The sequence below is a fragment of the Gordonia otitidis genome (genome assembly GCF_020735545.1).
Classification (GTDB): domain Bacteria; phylum Actinomycetota; class Actinomycetes; order Mycobacteriales; family Mycobacteriaceae; genus Gordonia; species Gordonia otitidis.
The window spans coordinates 4,990,337-5,007,016 of the sequence record NZ_CP085974.1 but is presented as its reverse complement, the minus strand read 5'-3'; the positions used below and the strand labels follow the sequence as shown (position 1 = coordinate 5,007,016).

General features: G+C 67.7%; 17 protein-coding genes. 10 read left to right on the top strand and 7 right to left on the bottom strand.

Annotated features, from left to right (window positions below):
• Positions 1-56 precede the first annotated feature (56 nt).
• A complete protein-coding gene (locus LK459_RS22660; protein ID WP_227920920.1) occupies positions 57-992 on the top strand; it encodes an inositol monophosphatase family protein in 936 nt (311 codons plus the stop codon).
• 22 nt (positions 993-1,014) lie between these two features.
• Here LK459_RS22660 and cei read toward each other — a convergent pair whose 3' ends face one another.
• Positions 1,015-1,728: an envelope integrity protein Cei gene (cei, locus tag LK459_RS22655; RefSeq protein ID WP_227920919.1), complete on the bottom strand. Its 714-nt coding sequence runs from the start codon at positions 1,726-1,728 to the stop codon at positions 1,015-1,017.
• Positions 1,729-2,132: 404 nt separating this feature from the next.
• On the opposite strand from cei, the gene LK459_RS22650 reads away from it, so the two are divergent.
• A complete protein-coding gene (locus LK459_RS22650; RefSeq protein WP_005173015.1) occupies positions 2,133-2,432 on the top strand; it encodes a DUF4193 domain-containing protein in 300 nt (99 codons plus the stop codon).
• A 95-nt stretch (positions 2,433-2,527) separates the two neighbouring features.
• Here the strand turns inward: LK459_RS22650 and LK459_RS22645 are convergent, their stop codons facing one another.
• Complete coding sequence (locus tag LK459_RS22645; protein WP_039994438.1) at positions 2,528-3,091, bottom strand: DUF3093 domain-containing protein; 564 nt, start codon at positions 3,089-3,091, stop codon at positions 2,528-2,530.
• A gap of 23 nt (positions 3,092-3,114) precedes the next feature.
• Between LK459_RS22645 and dut the strand changes: the two genes are divergently transcribed.
• Both dut and LK459_RS22635 read left to right on the top strand, forming a co-directional pair.
• Positions 3,115-3,669, top strand: a complete 555-nt coding sequence (gene dut, locus LK459_RS22640) for a dUTP diphosphatase (RefSeq protein ID WP_007240436.1) — start codon at positions 3,115-3,117, stop codon at positions 3,667-3,669.
• A complete protein-coding gene (locus LK459_RS22635; protein WP_227920917.1) occupies positions 3,669-4,505 on the top strand; it encodes a DUF3710 domain-containing protein in 837 nt (278 codons plus the stop codon). The genes dut and LK459_RS22635 overlap by 1 nt, the downstream gene beginning before the upstream one ends.
• Before the next feature lie 45 nt (positions 4,506-4,550).
• Here LK459_RS22635 and LK459_RS22630 read toward each other — a convergent pair whose 3' ends face one another.
• Positions 4,551-5,303, bottom strand: coding sequence for an alpha/beta hydrolase (locus LK459_RS22630; protein ID WP_227920915.1), 753 nt, complete (start codon positions 5,301-5,303; stop codon positions 4,551-4,553).
• Positions 5,304-5,409: 106 nt separating this feature from the next.
• On the opposite strand from LK459_RS22630, the gene LK459_RS22625 reads away from it, so the two are divergent.
• Together LK459_RS22625 and LK459_RS22620 are read left to right on the top strand one after the other, a co-directional pair.
• Entirely contained in the window at positions 5,410-5,787 is a 378-nt protein-coding gene (locus LK459_RS22625) for an OB-fold nucleic acid binding domain-containing protein (RefSeq protein ID WP_227920913.1), read from the top strand.
• Positions 5,768-6,451 carry a DUF3159 domain-containing protein gene (locus tag LK459_RS22620; RefSeq protein ID WP_227920911.1) on the top strand — a complete coding sequence of 228 codons (684 nt, stop codon included), beginning with the start codon at positions 5,768-5,770 and terminating at the stop codon, positions 6,449-6,451. The genes LK459_RS22625 and LK459_RS22620 overlap by 20 nt, the downstream gene beginning before the upstream one ends.
• A gap of 19 nt (positions 6,452-6,470) precedes the next feature.
• Here the strand turns inward: LK459_RS22620 and LK459_RS22615 are convergent, their stop codons facing one another.
• Both LK459_RS22615 and LK459_RS22610 read right to left on the bottom strand, forming a co-directional pair.
• Entirely contained in the window at positions 6,471-7,130 is a 660-nt protein-coding gene (locus tag LK459_RS22615; protein WP_227920908.1) for a potassium channel family protein, read from the bottom strand.
• Between the two features lie 60 nt (positions 7,131-7,190).
• A complete protein-coding gene (locus tag LK459_RS22610) occupies positions 7,191-7,856 on the bottom strand; it encodes a potassium channel family protein (protein ID WP_007240430.1) in 666 nt (221 codons plus the stop codon).
• A gap of 226 nt (positions 7,857-8,082) precedes the next feature.
• On the opposite strand from LK459_RS22610, the gene LK459_RS22605 reads away from it, so the two are divergent.
• The 3 genes from LK459_RS22605 (at position 8,083) to dxs (ending at position 13,550) form a co-directional block, all read left to right on the top strand.
• The gene (locus LK459_RS22605; protein WP_174299162.1) at positions 8,083-10,086 is read left to right on the top strand and encodes an APC family permease; all 2,004 of its coding nucleotides are present in this window, start codon (positions 8,083-8,085) and stop codon (positions 10,084-10,086) included.
• Between the two features lie 26 nt (positions 10,087-10,112).
• A complete protein-coding gene (locus tag LK459_RS22600; protein ID WP_227923976.1) occupies positions 10,113-11,435 on the top strand; it encodes a class I SAM-dependent RNA methyltransferase in 1,323 nt (440 codons plus the stop codon).
• Positions 11,436-11,540: 105 nt separating this feature from the next.
• The gene (gene dxs, locus LK459_RS22595; protein ID WP_227920907.1) at positions 11,541-13,550 is read left to right on the top strand and encodes a 1-deoxy-D-xylulose-5-phosphate synthase; all 2,010 of its coding nucleotides are present in this window, start codon (positions 11,541-11,543) and stop codon (positions 13,548-13,550) included.
• 7 nt (positions 13,551-13,557) lie between these two features.
• Here dxs and LK459_RS22590 read toward each other — a convergent pair whose 3' ends face one another.
• Together LK459_RS22590 and LK459_RS22585 are read right to left on the bottom strand one after the other, a co-directional pair.
• Complete coding sequence (locus LK459_RS22590; protein ID WP_227920905.1) at positions 13,558-14,868, bottom strand: ribonuclease D; 1,311 nt, start codon at positions 14,866-14,868, stop codon at positions 13,558-13,560.
• Complete coding sequence (locus LK459_RS22585; protein WP_007240425.1) at positions 14,865-15,503, bottom strand: DUF3000 domain-containing protein; 639 nt, start codon at positions 15,501-15,503, stop codon at positions 14,865-14,867. Before LK459_RS22585 ends, LK459_RS22590 begins: the two co-directional genes overlap by 4 nt.
• Before the next feature lie 142 nt (positions 15,504-15,645).
• Here LK459_RS22585 and hemE point away from each other — a divergent pair, with 142 nt between their 5' ends.
• Positions 15,646-16,671 carry a uroporphyrinogen decarboxylase gene (gene hemE / locus LK459_RS22580; protein WP_227923975.1) on the top strand — a complete coding sequence of 342 codons (1,026 nt, stop codon included), beginning with the start codon at positions 15,646-15,648 and terminating at the stop codon, positions 16,669-16,671.
• Positions 16,672-16,680 lie beyond the last annotated feature (9 nt).

Below are 16,680 nucleotides of genomic sequence, written 5' to 3'. Positions count from 1 at the left end.
GAGTGGCCGGCGGGCGCCGACCCGGTCCGGCGACAGGCGGCTGACATGATGGTCTGGTGAACATCCCACGCGAGAAAGTCGAGACGATTCCGACCATCGCCGGTGTCGACGTGGCACAGCTCGGCGCAGTGGCACTCGAGGTCGCCACCGATGCGGCTCGCCACGTACGGCGTCGTCGCCCGGAGTTGTTCGGTCGCACCGGAACTTCGACGGTGACCGGCGACGACTCGAATACGGCGGTGTCCACGAAATCGACGCCCACGGATCCCGTGACGCTTGCCGACACCGAATCCGAGGAACTCATCCGCTCGCGCCTGCACCGACTGCGCCCGGACGACGCCGTCCTCGGGGAGGAGGAGGGCGGCACTGTCGAGGTGCCGTCAGGTGTGCGATGGGTGATCGATCCCATCGACGGCACGGTCAATTTTCTCTACGGTATTCCCGCGTACGCGGTGTCCGTCGCAGCGCAGATCGACGGCAGATCGGTGGCCGGTGCTGTCGTCGATGTCGCGCGCGACGTCGTCTACACGGCCACATCGGGAGGCGGCGCGTACGAGCTACGCGACGGTGAACGTGTCCGGCTCCGGGCCAATCCCATCTCGCGCGCCGACCTGGCGCTCGTCGCGACAGGATTCGGCTACGACGTCGACCGTCGGCGTGTGCAGGGCCAACTCATGGCACGGCTTCTGCCGCGCGTGCGTGATCTCCGACGCGTCGGCGCAGCGGCCCTCGATCTGTGCATGGTCGCGTCCGGGGCTGTGGACGCACATATCGAGCACGGTCTGAGTCCGTGGGACTGGGCCGCCGGAGCGCTCGTCGCCGCCGAGGCGGGCGCGATGGTGCGCACGCCTCCGCCGGAGTCCCGATCGGCCGACGGCGATGCCACCGTGGCGGTCGCGCCGGGAATTGCCGACGAATTCTTCGGACTCCTCGATGAGATCGGTGCGCTGGCACCCCTCACGGCGTCGACCCCAGGCCGACCCCGCACCTGACTGAGCTGAATCTCCCCTCAGATCAACAGGATTGGGCGTGAACTGCCCGCACGACGCCCGGGTCGGCGCCTGTCTTGGGGTTCTGGGGATCGGCCGACCGAAGCGCTTCGAGGGCGGCCTGTGTGTCCTGTGACTGCTCGCGTGCCTTGTAGTACTGGCCGAGTGCGACGTCGACGGAGGTGCCCGTGCGGCCGTCGTCGACGAGTTCGGCACACGGGATCGCAATCCAGACCGACGCCGCGGCCGCCTTGCCCGCGGGACCGAATCGGATCTGCGCCACACAGTCGAGGTCGTGGTTGGGGTAGAGGGCGTCGTCGGCGTACGCGCCGTCGGGAACGGGGTTGAAACCCTGCGCTGTCAGATCGTCGGAGACCGTCTGGGCTTCACCCCGCTCCGTCGACGCGTTCAATACGCGCACCTGGAAGGTCGACAGCGCCGCAGGAGCGACCTCGAGCATGTCGTCACGACTGACGACGGTCAGTTTCGGTGTCTTCGCCGACGGTGCAGCGGGACCGTTCGCCGCGGGCGGTGCTGCGACGGACGAGCTGGCGGGGGTCGGTTGATTGCAACTGGTGGGGGTGGCATCTGCCGTCGACTTCGACAGCGCGACAGCCCACGCGATCACGCCGACGACGAGCAGGAGGACCGCGACGATGACGGCGGGTCTCGCGTGCCGACGTCGATAAGGCCGTCCCTTGTCGTCGGTGGGGTAACCAACCGTAATCCTCGAGACCACCGGTGACCTGCTCCTTCTCTCGTCGACGCACGCCCGCGCTCAGAGCGCGGCGAGCGGCATGAGCTTCACTGTAGAGCGTCGACACGTGCGTGTGGGCAAGGTGCCGCCTGCGCGAGTCGAGCGTTTCATCGAAGTCGGGGAATGAATCGGCGTACACGTGATGTTGACCGCGGACAAGCGATGCACTACAGTTCGGGCGCCCCGTCCTCGACAGAGGTCGGACAAGCCACGGCTTATGTGACGCACATCACATAAATCTGTTCGGTCGCGGGTAACGAATTGCAGGCGCCACGAGTTGTTGTGACGTCGGCGAAAACAGTCCCCCGGCAAGGCATCGTGCTCATTGGTCGACCGGCCACAAGCCAGTCCACCTCGGCTCCCACTCCAACCAAGTAAGGCACACAATGGCTACTGATTACGACGCGCCACGGCGTACGGAGACCGAAGATCTGAACGAGGACTCGCTCGAAGAGCTGAAGGCTCGCCGCAGTGAGGCCCAGTCGTCCGCGGTGGATGTCGACGAAACCGACACCGCGGAATCGTTCGAGCTCCCGGGTGCCGACCTCTCCGGTGAGGAGCTGTCGGTCCGTGTGATCCCCAAGCAGGCCGACGAGTTCACCTGCAGCAGCTGCTTCCTCGTGTACCACCGCAGTCGTCTCGCCCGCGAGAACGGCAGTTCGCTCATCTGCGTCGACTGCGCCTGAGGGCTCTACGTCGTGCCGGACACCGGCACGTGCACTGAGCGGTACCCGGAGAGACCTCGTCTGAGGTCTCTCCGTGCAGCTCGGACGTTCCAGGCTCAGCCCTGTTCGTGGTCCGAGCGCTGTGGGTTCACGGCGTCGGTCGCGCTGGCATCAGGGATGCCGAGTGCGGCCAGAACCTGCTCGGGATGACGCGTCGACACGAGCCAGTACGGCGTGGGATCGTCGGGATCGTCCAACACCAGTAACACCATCGTCTTGATCCACGCGTGGTGGACCAGATACGCCGCCGGGTCGAGCTGGCGGCCGAGAGCCGCGCTCTTCGCCGATGCGGGGATACTCGCGCCGCGCGCGATCACCGAGTTGGGCAGTTGTGCCTTTCCGGCGTGCAGCACGCCGTCGGCGCTCACCCTGACCTGGGTCCGGCCCATCGACCACAGCAGTAATGCGCACAGCAGGCCCACGGCGATATAGCCGACGAAACTCCACGACGAGCGATGCGCCGAGAGTTGGATCTCGTATCCGGCCACGGCGGTCACCACAGCGGCGGCCGGCCACCACCACAGGGGCACCCACAGACGTTCGCTGTAGCGATCTGCTGCCGGATCGGCCGGTCCTGAAGAAAGGTTCCCGGTGTCCTCGGGTGGTTCGGATGAGCTCACACCGGTCAGCGTAGTCTGCGTGCGTGACCGCAGAATCCACCCCTGGCGCTGCAGCGATCGGTCCCATCCCGGTGAAGCGACTCGATCCCGACATTCCGCTGCCCACACGCGCACACGCCGGTGACGCGGGCGTCGACCTGTGTTCGACGATAGATCTCGAACTACCCCCCGGACGCCGACAGCTCGTCGGTACGGGCATAGCCGTTGCCCTGCCGTTCGGGATGGTCGGGCTGATCCACCCCAGGTCCGGACTCGCCGCACGTGCGGGTTTGTCCATCGTCAACACACCGGGGACCATCGACGCCGGGTACCGCGGCGAGATCAAGGTGTGTCTGATCAACCTCGACCCGTCGGAGACGATCAGCATCGCGCGCGGCGATCGGATCGCACAGCTGCTGATCCAACGGGTCGAGCTCGCCGACTTCGCGGAGGTCGACGCACTCGACGAGACGGCACGCGGCGATGGTGGCTACGGATCGAGCGGTGGACACGCCATACTGACGAGCGGGGGACCCGTCGACCCGGGCGCTGGCTCGGAGTCCGCAGATGACAACGCGAGCGAGGAGAACCCGACGTGATGGCACGAGATCCCGAATCGAAGTCGGCATCGGACGCATCCGATGAGCCGCTGCTCATCGGTCAGGCGCGAGGTCCGTACGACATCACCGAACTCGACACGCCTGCCGACGATCTCGAGAAGTCCCACCTCGATCTCGGCGCCGTCCTCGTGCCTGTCGTAGAGGGCGGGCAGGTAACGGTCGAGATGAGTGCCGACCATCAGCCGGAGGCCGTGTATCTCGTGACCCCGTACGGTCGCATCACCGTCGCGGCGTTCGCGGCGCCCAAATCGCCCGGTCTGTGGCGTGAGGTGGTCGGCGAGCTCGTCGATTCACTGAAGAACGACGGCGCGACCACGAGCATCGAAGACGGTCACTGGGGCCGCGAAATCGTCGCGGAGGTTCCCGGCGGGAGTCATCGCTTCATCGGTGTCGACGGTCCCCGCTGGATGGTCCGACTGGTCGCGAGTGGTCCAGACGAGACCGCGGGCGAATTGGCCCAACTCTCGCGTGCCGTTCTCGCCGAATCCGTTGTCCGGCGTGGCACCGATCCTGCACCACCGCGGGAGATGTTGCCGCTGGTACTTCCGCCGGTTCTCGCCGAGCAGGTCGCGGCTGCACAGCAGCAGATGTTCGAGGGCGCTCAGGGCGGCGAGAGCCCGGCTCAGGTCGGTAAGTCCGACAGCGCGCAGGCGGTCGCGGGCGACGATCAGCAGCACCCCGGTGGTGTCCCCGATCCCGTCGCGGACGCGCCCGCCGTCGAGTCGACACACACCGCCGACGAGGACGGTTCGTTCCCGGACGAAGAGCCGCGTTCGGCCGGATCGGCCATGCAGCGCTTCCGTCGGCGTCGCTGAATCGACGGCCGGCTGGCATGACGCCCGGCTGGCACGGCGGCCGGCTCACTCGGCCGTCTCGCTGTGACGCAATCGCAGCCAGGTGCGTGCGCATGACGTGCCGAGCACAGCGGGGTCGGTGCCCCAACGGGACAGTTCAACGCCGACGACCGCTGCGCAACCCGCAGCGGAAGCCCACTGCTGTGCCACTTCCCAGGGATGAAGTGGATCGTCGATGGAGGCGGTGATCGCCAGGGGCACAGCCAATTTCGAGATTTCTGCAGCCGTCGGCGCGACGCAGTCCGCCGCCGCGCGCAGTTGTTCGACCAGATGGTCGGCCTGCGCGCGCCAGGAGCGGCTCAATTCGACGCCGAGCCAATCGGGACTCGTCGACACCATTGCGGCGATCGTCGTATCGAGACCGTCGCGGTCGACAGCATCAGCGGTCAGGCGAGCGCTCGCGGCGGCCACGGCCCCTGTCGGCTCGCCGCTCCACGGCGGCAGTGCCGCGAGAACACCCGAGCACGTTCCGGGGGAACGATGCGCGGACTGCTGCTGCAGCGCCCATCGCAGCGCTGCTACCGCGCCGATCGACACACCTCCGACCAGGATCGCGCCGTGCTCACGCACCGCGGCGTCCATGTCGCGCAGATACCCGTCGATCAGGTCGGCAGATGGCGCCGGCGTGATCAGTTCGACGCCGAGGAGCTCCGCGGCGACGCCGAATGCCCGCCGCGCGTAGTCGTCGTCCGAGCCGGTTCCCGGCATCACGACCAGCCCCGTCGGTGCTGGTGGGGACGCGGCGTCGGCTGAGGGCATGAACTGATGATGCCGTGCGTTGTCCAGAAGGAACGCAGGGGTCTACGCTGGCCGGAAGTGGCTCGGTTGGCCGGGCCCGCAAGACAACGTCTACCTGGAGGTTGTGATGCCCACAGCCGGTTACCTCAAGCGGCTGACGAAGCGGCTCACCGAAGACCTCGGCGAGGCCGATGCGGAGAAGATCGCCGCAGAATCCGCCGCCACCGGCGCCCAGCGCGCGGTGGAGTGTTCCCGCGGCGACGAGGTCACGATGCACGGCGAGTTGCGCGCAGTCGAGACCTGTTCGCGAACCGCCAAGAGCGGGGTCAAGGCCGAGTTCTTCGACGGCAGCGACGTGGTGTTCCTCAAGTGGCTCGGCCGCAACCGAATCCCCGGCATCGAGCCCGGCCGCAAGATCACGGTGAGCGGACGTGTCGGAGAGCACAACGGGACCAAGGTGATCTACAACCCCGACTACGAGCTGCATGGCGACGGAGAAGACTGACAGCTCCGACGCTCCGCCGCACACCGGCGCAGCCGCGCCGGGCGATCATCCGGCGCCGACGGTCCTCGACCAACTCGGCGGCGTGTCCGGCCTCATCTCGTCGACCATTCCGGTCGTGGTGTTCGTTCCCGCCAATGCGCTGTCGGGTCTGACGGCGGCGACGATCGCCGCTCTCGTCGCGGCGGCGGTGATCACTGGTGTCCGTCTGCTCCGACACGAGGGGCTCGCCCCCGCCCTCTCCGGTTTCCTCGGCGTGGCGATCTGCGTCTTCATCGCCCACCGCGTGGGTGACGCCAAGGGCTATTTTCTCTTCGGTATCTGGACCTCGCTCGCGTATGCGGGCGTCCTGCTCGCCTCGATTCTGGTGCGCTGGCCGCTGATCGGCGTGGTGTGGAACTACGCCACCGGCGCGGGTGTCGCGTGGCGGCGCAACCGCAGGACGCTGATCGCCTACGACGTGGCGACGGCGTTCTGGACGCTGGTGTTCGCGGGTCGGTACCTCGCACAGTCGTCGCTCTACGACAGCGGCGACACCGGCTGGCTTGCTCTGGCCCGGATCGCGATGGGCTGGCCTTTGACTGTGCTCGCGGTCGTCGTGACGGTCCTGCTCGTCCGACGGGCTGCACGCGAATCCGTCGAGCGCGTCACGCGCACGGCGGAGTAGGAGACGCCGCGCGCGACGCTCAGCTGACGTGGATCGCCGCGTGGAGGTCGGGTTCGACCTCGACGGCGGCAACGAAGACGAGTTCGTCGCCGCCCTCGAGTGGGTCGTCGCGTTCGGGCACGATCACTCGGCCTCCTCGCAGGATGGCCACCAGGGCGGCGTCGCGGGGCAGGTCGATCTTGCGTACGGGTTTGCCCGCGAGCGGGGTATCGGGCGGGAGTGTGAGCTCGACGAGGTTGGCCTGCCCCTGGCGGAACGTCATGAGCCGAACGAGGTCACCGACCGATACGGCTTCCTCGACGAGCGAGGCCAGCAGGCGGGGGGTGGACACGGCGACGTCGACGCCCCAGTCCTCGCCGAACAACCACTCGTTGCGCGGATCGTTCACCCGGGCGACGACCCTGCTGACGGCGAATTCGGTCTTCGCGAGCAGACTGACGACGAGGTTCGCCTTGTCGTCACCGGTGGCGGCGATCATCACGTCGAACGACTGCAGGTTGGCCCGTTCGAGGTTGGCCAGTTCGCAGGCGTCGGCCAACAGCCATGTGGCTCCGCGCACGGCGTCGACGTCGATGTGACTCGCGAGCCGTTCGAACAGGGTCACCTCGTGACCGGCTGCGATGAGTTCACGGGCGATCGAACGGCCGACGGCGCCCGCACCGGCGATGGCGACTTTCATGTCTCTCCTCTGATCGGCATGGGCTGTGGGCCCGCTGGTCGACGTCGACGCTCAGGGCCGCTAATCGGCATGTGCCAGCGGGGCGGCGACGAGTGCTCGTACCGCAGCGAGATCGTCGAGGCGGACCGACGCGAAGACGATGTCGTCCTGCTGCAGAACCGTTTTCGCTTCGGGCAGGATCGGTTTGCCGTGTCGGTTGAGGAATGCCAGGCGAGCCCCGCTGAGCTCCTGGAATTTCCCCGAGCTGATACCGATCCACGATTCGTGCACGTCGAGTTGGGCGATCGCGATGGTCCCCGACGGATCGCGCCACTCGGTCGTCGTCGACGTCTCGCCGAGTGCCGAGACGAAACGCTCGGTCGTCCATGGCACCGTCGCCACGGTCGGGATACCCAATCGCTCGTAGACCTGTGCCCGCTTGGCGTCGTAGATCCTGGCGACGACGCGGGGAACGTCGAAGGTCTCGCGGGCCACCCGTGCGGCGATGATGTTGGAGTTGTCGCCGGACGAGACCGCGGCGAACGCATCCGCCTCCTCGATTCCCGCCCGTCCGAGGACGTCACGATCGAACCCGACACCGACGATCTGCTCGCCGGCGAAGTCGTCGGGAAGTCGCGTGAAGGCAGTCGGATCGCGATCGATGATGGCCACCTGATGGCCACGCTTCTGCATGGCCATCGCCAGGGACGACCCGACGCGTCCGCACCCCATGATGACTACGCGCACATCGATCCTTTCGTGGGGACACCGGCTCCGGACGCGCGGAGGACGTCGAAACCGGCAGCTGTGGCCGATCCTCCGCGCGACTTGAACCTACCCGCCCGATCACCTCGGCGACATCCGGCCGCTCGAACTCGTCCGAGACGCGCGGAGACGAGCCCGCCGTGGCGCGAAACAGGGGACCTCGGGACCGTAGTGGCCGCAGACCAGCGCGAGGTCTTAGTGTTGCGTGGTGTCCACCGTGTCAAAGGCGTCTGTCGCGACGAAACGGCTGCTTCTCGGCAGACCCTTCCGAAGCGACACATTGGGCCACACGCTGCTGCCCAAGCGGATCGCGCTACCCGTCTTCGCTTCTGACGCCATGTCGTCGGTCGCCTACGCGCCCCAGGAGATCTTCCTGGTGCTCTCGGTCGCGGGCCTGTCAGCCATGACGCTTGCCCCGTGGATCGCTCTCGCGGTCGCGGTCGTGATGGCCGTCGTTGTCGCCAGCTATCGACAGAACGTGCACGCATATCCGTCCGGGGGCGGTGATTACGAGGTCGCGACGGTCAATCTCGGCTCCAACGCCGGGCTGGTCGTCGGCAGCGCACTGTTGGTCGACTACGTGCTCACCGTCGCCGTGTCGATCTCCTCCGCCGCGGAGAACATCGGGTCGGCGCTGCCGTTCGTGCACGAACACCGGGTGTGGTTCTGCGTCGCCGCGATCGTCGTGCTCGCCGCGGTCAATCTGCGCGGCATCAAGGAATCCGGTTCGGTGCTGGCGATCCCGACCTACGCGTTCATCTTCGGCGTGATCGCAATGCTGTTGTGGGGGGTCATCGAGATCTTCGTTCTCGGCGAGGACGTGCGTGCCGAGACCGCCGATTTCGAAATCCGCGCCGAGAACACACATCTCGCCGGCATCGCATTCATCTTCCTGGTCGCGCGGGCCTTCTCGTCCGGTTCCGCGGCGCTGACCGGTGTCGAGGCCATCAGCAACGGCGTACCGGCGTTCCGGAAACCCAAGTCTCGCAACGCGGCGACGACGCTGCTCATGCTCGGGACCATCGCGATCATCCTGCTGCTGGGCATCGTGATGCTCGCCGAGCGGGTGGGCGCGAAGTACGTGTCCGATCCCGCGCGGGATCTGATCGGGGCACCGCCGGGATATCAGCAGGAAGCGCTCATCGCGCAATTGGCGCAGGCGGTGTTCGAGAGTTTCCCGTTCGGGTTCTATTTCGTGGCGGTGGCCACGGCGCTCATCCTGATGCTGGCCGCGAACACGGCGTTCAACGGGTTCCCCGTCCTGGGCTCCGTCCTTGCCCAGGACCGGTTTCTGCCCCGTCAGCTGCACACCCGCGGTGACCGGCTCGCCTTCAGTAACGGGATCATCTTCCTCGCCGTCGCCGCCATCGCGTTCGTGGTGGCTTTCGGCGGTGAGGTGACAGCGCTCATCCAGCTCTACATCGTCGGTGTGTTCGTGTCGTTCACGCTCAGCCAGGCGGGGATGGTGCGACATTGGACGCGCCTGCTGCGCACCGAGACCGACCCGCGTGCGCGGCGTCGGATGAAGCAGTCCCGGATCATCAACTCGGTCGGCCTCGTGATGACGGCGACCGTGCTCGTGGTGGTCCTCATCACCAAGTTCACCGCGGGCGCCTGGATCGCGATCCTGGCAATGGTCATCCTCTTCGTGCTGATGAAGCTGATCCACCATCATTACGCGTCGGTGCAGCGTGAACTCGAGCGAGTCGAAGCCGAGGACGAGCAGGTACTGCCGAGTCGCACGCACTCGATCGTCTTGGTGTCGACGCTGCACATGGCCACCAAGCGTGCGCTGCTCTACGCCCGCGCGACACGACCGGACGTGCTCGAGGCCATCACGGTCAACGTCGACGACCGCGACACACGCATCCTCGTGTCGCAGTGGGAGGAAAGCGACATCAAGGTGCCGCTGAAAGTGATCGCATCGCCCTACCGAGAGATCACCCGACCTGTCATCGAATACGTCCGCCGCGTCCGGCGCGAGCATCCGCGGGACGTGATCACGGTCTTCATCCCCGAGTACGTGGTCGGACACTGGTGGGAGCAGATCCTGCACAATCAGTCGGCGCTGCGGCTCAAGACCCGGCTGCTGTTCGAGCCCGGCGTCATGGTCACCTCCGTGCCCTGGCAGCTCACCTCGTCGGATCGTCGACGCGACGATCTCGAATACAACGCACCGGGAGACACCCGACGTGCTCTCGGCGGCCAGTGAGTTCCCCGTCGCAGCGGCCCGGGTCGATGCCCGTGGTCACCGTGCGGGTCGACCGTCCGGCCAACGGGGGGGACGCGGTCGGACGGCTCGAGGACGGCCGCGTGGTCTTCGTCCGCGGCGCCATCCCCGGCGAGCTGGTCGAGGCGCGGGTGGTCGACACCCGCTCCGACTCCTTCTGGCGAGCGGAGGCGATCGACATCCTCGACCCGTCGCCGCACCGCGTCGACGTCATCTGCCCGGCAGCGGCGCACGGTGCGGGGTGTTGTGATCTGGCGTTCATCGAGCCGGGTCACGCACGCACGCTGAAGGCGCAGGCACTCGAGGACGTGCTCGTGCGCGTGGGACACTTCGCCGCCGACCGCGTGCACGACTGGTGCGCGGCCGATGCCGATCCGGACGCGCCGCCGGCCATCGGCATTCGTTCGCTGTCCGACGACGCCACGGGCTGGCGCGTGCGCACCCGACTGGCGGTCGACGACGCGGGTCGCTGCGGGCAGCATCGCTTCCACAGCGGCGAACTCGTCGTCGGCGTCGACTGTGTGCAACCCGTGACCGGGCTGCTCGACGGACTCGACGAGCGACGTTTCACCCCCGGTGGTGAGTTGGCGATCGTCGCCGACGACGAAGGTCGCAGGCACATCACCGAACTCGCGCCCGTCGAGCCGACCCGCCGCGGCGCACGCCGTGACCGCGGCAGGAGTGCAGCGCAACGACGACGTCGACGTGTCGAATCACGCAGGGCGACAACAGTCCTCGAGGGAGACGAGGCTGCACGTCAGCGCGTGGGTCACCGCGAGTGGACGATCCCCGTGACGGGATTCTGGCAGGCGCACAGCGCTGCTCCGACCGTCTATGCCGCCACGGTGGCCGAGTTCGTGAGCTCGACGTCGACCACGCGGTCGGCGACGTGCTGGGATCTCTACGGCGGCGCCGGGATCTTCGCGGGCGCGCTCCTCGACACCATCGCCCCTCGCGCGGTGCACATCGTCGACTCCGACGCGGCGGCCCTGCACGCGGCCGACGAGGTGTTCGCCGCGGAGGGTTCGCCCGTCACCACACATCGCGCCGAGGTCGCCGAGGTCATCGAGGCGTTGCCGTCCCCGGACGTGGTGGTCCTCGACCCGCCGCGAACCGGTGCTGGCACCCGGGTCGTCGACCGGATCGTCGCCGCATCGCCGGGGGCCGTCGTCTACGTCGGGTGCGACGCGGCACGGTTCGCGCGCGATCTGGCACTGTTCGGCGAGCGCGGCTACGCGGTGACCAGGATGCGCGCATTCGACGCGTTCCCGCTCACGCACCACGTCGAGGCGATCGCACTGCTCGTGCCCATCGCGTCGGCCGATGTGTGAGGAACTCCCCGTTGTGGTGACACAGGGCACTGCCCCGAGATCCGTAGACTGTGCGACACGACCGCGACAAGCCCGCGCGGCCGGTGCGCGTAGTAGGAGGACTCGATGAGTGTGCTCGAGCGGATCTCGTCTCCGGCCGACCTGAAGGCGTTGTCGCCCGAGGAGGTCGTTGTTCTCGCCGAGGAGATCCGTGAGTTCCTCGTCGAGAAGGTGTCGGCGACCGGTGGTCACCTCGGCCCGAACCTCGGCGTGGTCGAACTCACGCTCGCGCTGCACCGCGTCTTCGATTCGCCCGTCGACCCGGTGATCTTCGACACCGGTCACCAGTCGTACGTGCACAAGATCGTCACCGGCCGGGCGGCGGGCTTCGACGTGTTGCGCCAACGCGATGGGCTCACCGGGTATCAGGATCGCGCCGAGAGCGAACACGACTGGATCGAGTCGTCGCACGCGTCCGCCGCGCTCAGTTACGCCGACGGGCTGGCGAAGTCGTTCGCGCTGACCGGTCAGGACCGCACCGTGGTCGCCGTCGTCGGCGACGGAGCGCTCACCGGCGGCATGTGCTGGGAGGCGATCAACAACATCGCCGACTCCGACCGTCCCGTCGTGATCGTCGTCAACGACAACGGCCGCTCCTATGCACCGACCATCGGCGGCGTCGCCAAGCACCTGTCGGGTCTGCGGCTGCAGCCCGGATACGAGCGATTGCTCGACGAGGGTCGGCGCGTGATGCAGATGCTGCCCGTCGTGGGAGGCCCCGCGTACGCGGTTCTGCACGGTATGAAGAGCGGTATCAAAGATCTCCTCGCGCCGCAGCAGATGTTCACCGATCTCGGACTCAAGTACGTCGGCCCGGTCGACGGACACGACGTCGAAGCGCTCGAGGCCGCATTCACCCACGCGCGGTCGTTCGGGGGTCCGGTGATCGTGCACACCGTCACGCGCAAGGGCAACGGCTATGTGCACGCGGAGAATCACGTGGCGGATCAGATGCACTCGACCGGTGTGATCGACCCCAAGACGGGCCGCGCGAAGTCGGTGTCGGCGCAGGACTGGACATCGGTGTTCTCCGCAGCTTTGCTCGAAGCCGGCGCGACCCGTCCGGACGTGGTCGCCATCACCGCCGCGATGCCCGGCCCCACGGGCCTCGCACCGTTCGGCGAGAAGTTCCCCGACCGGATGTTCGACGTCGGGATCGCCGAACAACATGCGTTGACCTCCGCGGCAGGACTCGCACTCGGTGGCATGCACCCCGTCGTCGCGATCTACTCGACGTTCCTCAACCGCGCCTTCGACCAACTCCTGATGGACGTTGCTCTGTTACGGCAACCGGTGACGCTCGTGCTCGACCGCGCGGGAATCACCGGGCCCGACGGCCCCAGCCACCACGGTATGTGGGATCTCTCGCTCATGGCCATGGTCCCCGGCCTGCGGGTGGCCACTCCGCGCGACGCCGTGCGACTGCGCGAGGAATTCGACGAGGCACTCGCCGTCGACGACGGTCCGACCGCGCTGCGCTTCTCGAAAGGCGCTGTGCCCGAAGACATCCGAGCCGTCGAGCGACTCGACGACGGGGTGGACGTGCTCCGACGTTCGTCCCCGGGAGTAGGCGCGGCCACCGGTGACGTCCTCATCGTCGCGGTCGGCGCGTTCTGCGGCCTCGCCGTCGACGCCGCCGACCGGTTGGCCAAGCAGGGCATCGAGGCAACGGTCGTCGATCCGCGGTGGGTGCTGCCCGTGCCGTCGTCGATCATCGATCTCGCCCGCAGGCACCGGCTGGTGGTGACTCTCGAGGACGGCGGTGTCAGCGGTGGTGTCGGTGCCGCGGTGAGCGCACTGCTCGCCGACGCCGACGTCCATGTGCCGGTCCAGGTCCGCGGGGTCCCGCAGCGGTTCGTCGCCCATTCGTCACGCGGCGAGATCCTCACCGATCTCGGGCTCACCGCCCAGGACGTCGCCCGTTCGATCACGGCGACGGTGTCGGGCATGGAGACGGTGCCCGAACTCGAGCACGCCGACGAGCCCGTCAGTGCTCGCGACTCGGGGCGCGAGATCCTCGACGACAGCGATGCGCCGAAACAAGAGGTCGAGACCACCGAGGGCGACCGCAGCTGACTGCGATCTAGCTCGTCGAATCGCGCTGTGGCGCCGCGGGTGCCTCTGCGGTGTTGAGTGCGTCCGCCAGCGCCTCGTCGACGAGTTCGCGCTGCCAGGGCCTGGCACCGCCGGTGGCGAGATGGGCATCGACGATGTCCGGGGTCGCGGGCAGCTCGACTCCGTCCCACGCCAGTTGACGCATCAGGTCGGGTGCGAGCAGGTTCTCGACGGGCACCGCGTTGGCCTCCGCGATGTCCTTGACTGTCGGCCGTACCCGTGCGATGCGTCTGGCCGCCTCAGGGTTGCGCTGTTCCCACCTGCTGATCGGCGGAAGTCCGGTGGTCTGGCCGCGTTTCGATGGCAACTGCGACTCCGGCAGCGCTCGCGCCCGTTCGATCGCACCGAACCAGACGTGCGCTTGACGCCGCTGGCGGGGCCCGCCGAACACCGGCAGTCGGGTCAGGTCGGCGATCGATGTCGGCATGGCGTTGGCGGCCGTGACGATGGCCGAGTCGGGGAGGACCCGGCCGGGTGCGACATCCCTTCGCTGTGCGAGTTCCTCACGCGCGGTCCACAGTTCGCGAACCGCGGCCAACGAACGAGGGCTTTTCACAGTGTGCACATTGGCCGTCCGTCGCCACCGGTCGGTACGCGGTGCAGGTGCCGGGCGATCCAGGACATAGCGGAATTCCTCTCGCGCCCACTCGTCCTTACCCGCCTCCAGCAGTGCCTGCTGCACGGCATCACGCAGTTCGACGAGAACCTCGACGTCGAGCGCGGCATAGTTGAGCCAGTCGTCGGGAAGGGGGCGTCGCGACCAGTCGGCGGCGCCGTGGCCCTTCTGAAGGCCAAGGCCGAGGAAAGTCGACACCATCGCCGCCAGATTGACTTTGGGAACGCCGAGTAGCCGTCCCGCGAGTTCTGTGTCGAACACCGTCTCGCATCGGAAGCCCAGTTCGCGCAGACAGGGGAGGTCCTGGTCGGCGGCATGCAGAACCCATTCCGGTCCGTCGAGGGCCTCGATCACCGGGGCCAGCGCGTCGGGTTCGCTGATCGGATCGAGCAGAAAGCTTCCCGATCCGGCGCGACGTAGTTGCACCAGGTAGGCCCGCTGTGAGTATCGGTAACCCGACGCGCGTTCGGTGTCGACGGCGATCGGTCCGGTTCCGGCGGCCAGGCGTTCGGCGACCTCGGCGAATTCCGTTGCGTGCGACAACACCGGCGGCACTCCGTCCACCGGTGTGAGCAGTGGCTCGACAACGGCCTCGGCCTCGGTCTCAACCGCCGAGGGTTGCTCCGCGTCGATCTGTTCGCGGGGGTCGTCCGGCGCGCTCATACCGAGCCGAGCTCGGTGACCCCGACCGGTGGCAGGCCCGCCGCTGAGGAGAGCACGTCGCAAAACGCCTCGAGATGACCGCCGAGGCCATCGGAGGTCGGCGCGGTCCAGGACGCGCGCAGTTCGAGTTGGTGAGCGCGCGGCGGGCCCGCGATGTCGCCGTAGCGCACCGACGTCGTCGACGTGACGGTACCGCCGAGCGCGGTGACGACGATCAGTTCGCCGGTACGCGAGGTCTGGGTGCCGTCGGTCGACGTCGCGCCCACCTCGACGCCGAGCGCGTCGGCCAACCAACTCCACGCCACCTCGGGGAGCAGTGGATCCATGGCGAGTGCCGCCTCGACCTCCGCCTGGATGTACGCCACGAGCCTCATCGTGCCGTTCCACGCGTCCTGTCCGTCCGGGTCGTACAGCAGGACCAATCGACCGAATGCGCTTCCCGACGAGTCGACCGGCACGTCGTCGTCGACGTCGGGGACGCGAACTTCGGCACCGACCGCGTAGCTGTAGGGGGCAAGGCGCTGCGGCGGACGGATCGGGCCGACCTCGATATCGCGCCGGATCTGGGCGGTGTGCAGCGACTCGACCGCGGTGCGGAAGTCAGCAGGCTCCGTCGGAGCTCCAGAGGAGGTCACACCTCGACGGTAAGGGCAGGTCGGCGACACCGACAGGAGGCGCGCCGGGCAAGGTCGACCTCATCGGCCTGCGGCTTCGTCCTGCATGGCAGAGTGAGCGGTGATGTCACACACCGCCCGCACCCGACGCAGTCATGCCACGATGCCGCTGATCACCGCAGCGACCGGTGGCCGGCCCACCCGCCGCCCGGTGTGGTTCATGCGGCAGGCGGGGCGCTCACTGCCGGAGTACCGGGCGATCCGCGCCGACCACGGCATGCTCGAGTCGTGTTTCGACCCCGCGATGGTCTGTGAGATCACGATGCAACCGGTACGCCGGCACGACGTCGACGCGGCCATCCTGTTCTCCGACATCGTCGTGCCACTCAAGGCCGCGGGTGTCGATCTCGACATCGTCGCAGGCACCGGCCCGGTCATCGCGCACCCGGTACGCACCGCCGACGACGTCGCGAACGTTCCGGCTCTCGACCCGCAGTCGGTGGGCGCGATCGCACATGCGGTGGAGCTGATCCTCGGCGAACTCGACGACGAGACCGCGCTCATCGGATTCGCAGGCGCGCCCTTCACCCTTGCCTCCTATCTCATCGAGGGTGGGCCGAGCCGCAACTACACGATCACCAAGGCGATGATGTACTCCGCCCCGGAGCTCTGGCACGCGCTGATGGGACGCCTCGCCGACATCACGATCACCTTCCTGCGCACGCAACTCGACGCCGGAGTCGACGCCATCCAGCTCTTCGACTCGTGGGCGGGAGCACTGTCGGATGCCGACTATCGGACGTTCGTCGCGCCGCACAGCGCCCGCGTGCTCGCCGAGGTCTCCGACTTCGGGGTCCCGTGCATCCACTTCGGCGTCGGAACCGGGGAACTGCTCTCCTCGATGACCAAGGTCGGGGCCGACGTCATCGGCGTCGATTGGCGGTTGCCGCTCGACGAGGCCGCGCGTCGGGTGGGTGGGGGAGTCGCCGTCCAGGGAAACCTCGATCCCACAGTGCTTTTCGCGGGCGATGCCGCTGTCGACGAGCATGTGCGACGCATCGTCGCCGAGGGTGAGCGCGCGATCGTGCACGGCGCGACAGGACACATCTTCAACCTCGGACACGGTGTGCTCCCGGGAACCGATCCCGACGTGATCACGCGGACCGTCGAACTGGTCCACTCGATCTGAACGCTCGGG

Coding starts and splice junctions, on each gene's coding strand:
- LK459_RS22650 (WP_005173015.1), top strand. CDS start 2,133: ATGGCTACTGATTACGACGCGCCACGGCGTACGGAGACCGAAGATCTG.
- LK459_RS22635 (WP_227920917.1), top strand. CDS start 3,669: ATGGCACGAGATCCCGAATCGAAGTCGGCATCGGACGCATCCGATGAG.
- LK459_RS22630 (WP_227920915.1), bottom strand. CDS start 5,303: ATGCCCTCAGCCGACGCCGCGTCCCCACCAGCACCGACGGGGCTGGTC.
- LK459_RS22625 (WP_227920913.1), top strand. CDS start 5,410: ATGCCCACAGCCGGTTACCTCAAGCGGCTGACGAAGCGGCTCACCGAA.
- LK459_RS22620 (WP_227920911.1), top strand. CDS start 5,768: ATGGCGACGGAGAAGACTGACAGCTCCGACGCTCCGCCGCACACCGGC.
- LK459_RS22615 (WP_227920908.1), bottom strand. CDS start 7,130: ATGAAAGTCGCCATCGCCGGTGCGGGCGCCGTCGGCCGTTCGATCGCC.
- LK459_RS22600 (WP_227923976.1), top strand. CDS start 10,113: ATGCCCGTGGTCACCGTGCGGGTCGACCGTCCGGCCAACGGGGGGGAC.
- dxs (WP_227920907.1), top strand. CDS start 11,541: ATGAGTGTGCTCGAGCGGATCTCGTCTCCGGCCGACCTGAAGGCGTTG.
- LK459_RS22590 (WP_227920905.1), bottom strand. CDS start 14,868: ATGAGCGCGCCGGACGACCCCCGCGAACAGATCGACGCGGAGCAACCC.
- hemE (WP_227923975.1), top strand. CDS start 15,646: ATGCCGCTGATCACCGCAGCGACCGGTGGCCGGCCCACCCGCCGCCCG.